Origin of the sequence: Gordonia heveisoli (genome assembly GCF_030315745.1) — a bacterium.
In the GTDB taxonomy this organism is placed as follows: domain Bacteria; phylum Actinomycetota; class Actinomycetes; order Mycobacteriales; family Mycobacteriaceae; genus Gordonia.
The window spans coordinates 1-3440 of sequence record NZ_JASXSH010000043.1 but is presented as its reverse complement, the minus strand read 5'-3'; the positions used below and the strand labels follow the sequence as shown (position 1 = coordinate 3440).

The window sequence follows — 3440 nt, the reverse complement described above, 5'->3', positions numbered from 1 at the left end:
GTGTGGCCGCCACCTGCGCGGCAACCGCATCACCCACCGACTCCAGCGGCACCTCGACCACCGCACCCGCCGACTGCCGGCGTACCGCGTCCAGCGCCGCCGTCGACGCTACGGCGACATCGGCGGTCAGGGTTTCCGGCTGCCGCGTCATCGTCGAGATGATCTCCACCAGCGCATCGGCGAAGATCTGGACCTGCGACGCGCCGAAGGCGGACGGCAGGTACTTGAGCTTCAGCAACATCTGATCGGCGGTCCGCGACGTGATGAGGTTCAGCGGATAGTGCGTCGAGTCGCGCACCTCGATGCCGCGAATGTCGATGGCAGCAGAGCCGCCGCTACCCGAATTTCCGCTGCCGCTGACCGATTCGGTGTCGATCGGATATGACTCGTGCACCGCCAGGGTGTCGAAGGCGACCGGCACACCACTGGCCTCGACGATATCGGACAGCCCGAGATGCTGATGGTCCAGCACGGCGACCTTGTCGGACTGGACCCGGGTGAGGACGTCCAGAACCGACACGGCCGGATCGACGTCGACGACGGCGGGCAGGGTGTTGATGAACAGGCCGACCATGGTCTCGACGCCCGCGAGCTGCGCCGGGCGGCCGGACACCGTCTCACCGAAGGTGACGACCTGATTCCCGGTCAACCGGGACAGCAACAAAGCCCACGCGACCTGCAACACCGTGGCCGCGGTGACGCCGTGTGCCCGCGACAGTTCGTCGATCGCGGCGGTGGTCGCGGCGTCCAGGAGGACCGAGAGGTCGTCTGGCAGCTGATCGACAGTGGCCGTCGCCATGGACGACACCAGCGTCGGACCCTCGACCGGAGCCAGCACCCGCGCCCAGGCGGCGAGGCCCGCGTCCCGGTCCGAAGTGGCGACCAGACGCACGAAGTCGGCGAAATCGCCGTCACCGTCCGAGATCTGGCCGGTATACGTCTGTCCGGTGGCATACCCGGCGAGCAGGTCGGCGAGCACCAGGGGCCCCGACCATCCGTCCAGCACGATGTGGTGGTTGGTGACGATGAGATGGGTGGCGTCGGCCGATCGGGCGACGACGAAACGCACCAGCGGAGCACGGGTGAGATCGAAGGGGGCCACGCGTTGCTCGTCGACGAGCCGGGCCACCTGCTGCTCGTGATCGGCGTCGTCAGTGCCGACGAGTTCGGTGACGGTCCACGGGATCTCGACGGTTTCGGGAACCACGGCGACGATGGCTCCACCGCGCGTGCGGACGAAGCGCGACCGCAACACCCGGTGACGCTCGAAGAGTGCTGCCGCGGCGGCATACAGCCGATCGAGGTCGACGTCGCCGCCCAATTCCAGAACCGTCTGCGCGACATAGACATCCACCGCACCTGCCGCGCGTCCGGCGGACGCGAGATCGGATTGGAACGCCAACCCTGCCTGCAACGGGGTGAGCGGCCACACGTCCGCGCCCGGGTCGGTGACCGCCAGCTCGTCGAGATCGGCCTGGGTCAGGTCGACGCCGGCGACGTCCGACGGTGACAGACCGACCCCGGGTGCCGCGGCGACAGCGTCGACGATGGCGGCGATCTCGGCACGCCAGCGTTCGGCGAGTTCTTCCACCGACTCGGCGTCGAGAACCCCGACCGGATAGGCGAAATCGGCACTGAGCTGCCGTCCGGTGTCGGTGTGCACGGTGCCCGCGTTGATGGTCACCGAGTTCAGCGCGACCATCGCGCCGGAGATCGACCCCGGCAGACGCAGGTCGTGGCGTGCGGGGAGGAAATCTCCGGTCGGCGCGTCGCCACCCGATCCCGCACCGAGGTAGTTGAAGCCGATGGACGGAAGCGGCCGGGACCTGAGGTCAGCGGCGAGCTGGTAGCGCAGTGCGCCGAAGCCCAGACCCGAGTCGGGGCGGCCCAGCCGTTCCTCCTTGGCGGCCTTGACCGCATGGATCGGGTCGGCGTCCGGGTCGAGCAGCACCGGTGCGACGGCGGTGAACCAGCCGACGGTCCGCGACAGGTCCGCGCTGCGGGGATCGGCTCCGCGCGCGAACGTCTCCTCGTATCGCCCATGCCCTTCCACCAGGACCGAGACCGGACCGTCGGCGGGGATGGCGCGAGCCTGCTGCCAGGCCCGCACGGCCCGTCCCAATGCGGCCAGCAGGACGTCTTCGACGGTGGCGCCGAAGGCGTGCGGCACCGTGGTCAGAACCGCCTCGGTCAGTGCGGGTTCGAGGCGAGCCACCACCGATTCGGCGGTGGCAGCCTTGTCCCGGGTCGGATCGAAGGCCGTGCCGAGATCGGTCGGCGATTCGGGTAGCCGGGTCAGCCAGTAGTCCAGATCCTCAGACCGGCCGGCGGCGCGGGCGTTCACGGCGGCGTACCAGGCGCGCGCGGAGGTCTGCTCGGTGCGCAGCGCGTACGGCCGGCCCGAGCTGTGCTGTGCCCATGCGGTGACCAGGTCCTCGATCAGTACCGACCACGACACCGCATCGACGGCGAGGTGATGGATGACGAGGACCACCCAGCCGTCACCGGCCGGATCGGTGACCAGCACGGCGGCGACCAGTGCGCCGGCGGCGGGGTCGAGACGAGCGGCGGCCTCGGCATGTGCCTGGGACACTGCGGCGCCGAAGCCTTCCGACCCGCGCGCCGCGGTAGTGGCGAGTACCGAGACCGCGGTAGCCGCATCGAACGATAATGTCGATCGGAGTTCGAGACCGGAGTCGTTGTGCGCGAGCGTCATCGACAGCATGGGATGCGCGTCCACGACCACATTCAGGAGGTCGCCGAGGACGGCGGCGTCCAGCCCGGATGGCGCGTTGAGCACCATGGCCTGGGAGAAGTCCGCGGCGTCGGCGGGATCCTCGGTGTGTTCGAGCATCCAGGAGACGATCGGCGGGATCGACGTCGCATCGATGCTGTCCGCGGCCGGCTCGGGCAGTGCGGGCAGTTCGCTGCCACCCTGTCCGATGGACCGGGCCATGGCGCGGATGGTGCGATGCTCGAAGATGTCGCGGGGACTCAATGCCAGTCCACCGGCCTTGGCGGCCGACGCCAGCTGGATCGACATGATCGAGTCGCCACCGAGTGCGAAGAAGGACTCGGTGACCGAGACGCGTTCGATGCCCAGCAGTGCGGCGACGATCGTCGCGAGTTGTTCCTCCAGCGGCCCCTCGGCCGCGACGTAGTCGGTTGCCGAGGTCTCGAAGTCCGGTTCGGGCAGCGCCTTCCGGTCCAGCTTGCCCGCCGCATTGAGGGACACCGAGGTCAGCGGCACCCACACCGACGGACGCATGTACTCCGGCAACGACCCGGCGACGGCCGCCCGAACGGCGTCGAGATCGACGGTGTCCGGCGAGATGTAACCGACCAGATGTTGTGCACCCGAGGGTGTTCGGCCCACGGTGGCGGCAGCGTGGACGACCCCGGGCACCGACGCCATCACCGACTCGATCTCGCCGAGCTCA

At 69.2% G+C, this 3440-nt stretch carries 1 protein-coding gene; it reads right to left on the bottom strand.

The genetic code is table 11. The annotated features are described in order from the left end of the window. Positions 1-3440 (bottom strand): condensation domain-containing protein (locus tag QSJ18_RS20015; protein ID WP_286328411.1); only part of this gene is annotated, 3440 nt, incomplete at both ends.